The 413-nt window shown below is 67.1% G+C and carries 1 protein-coding gene; it reads left to right on the top strand.

The features are described from left to right. Window positions 1-21 precede the first annotated feature (21 nt). Window positions 22-378: a DUF3228 family protein gene (locus EEB19_RS26545; protein WP_262365945.1), complete on the top strand. Its 357-nt coding sequence runs from the start codon at window positions 22-24 to the stop codon at window positions 376-378. The last annotated feature ends 35 nt before the right edge of the window (window positions 379-413 follow it).

Genomic DNA, 413 nt, shown 5'->3' with positions numbered 1-413 from the left:
CGGTGAGCCTTCCCTGGCCAGCTGCGCAGCGGCTACGAAGCGCGCAACCGCGAGGAACTGCCGGTACTGGTGCGCTGGTTCGAGGGCGTGGAGTCGCCGCGCGCGAACTACCTGGTGGTGATCCTGTACAACGCCGAGCAGCTGGCCAGGGAAGGCTCACCGATCGAAGCCGACTGGGGCATCGTCGGCTGCATCTACACCGCCGAACCGGAAGAAGTGCCGATGGCGCCGATCACCATGATGCGCAATGCGCTGGGCGTGGAGGAGGGCGGTTCCGGCGTGCCATTGGACAAGGAGGCCTACCGGCGCTCGGTGGAGTTCTGGGAGAACAACGCCAACTGGCGGCCGGGGTCGGATCCCCGCATCGCAGGGCTCTGACCCGATCATTCGAGCCCCCGGTCGAAGCCTTTCCC

The sequence above is a fragment of the Gordonia sp. OPL2 genome (genome assembly GCF_003797825.1).
Classification (GTDB): Bacteria; Actinomycetota; Actinomycetes; order Mycobacteriales; family Mycobacteriaceae; genus Gordonia.
This window is presented reverse-complemented; position numbering and strand designations above follow the sequence as displayed.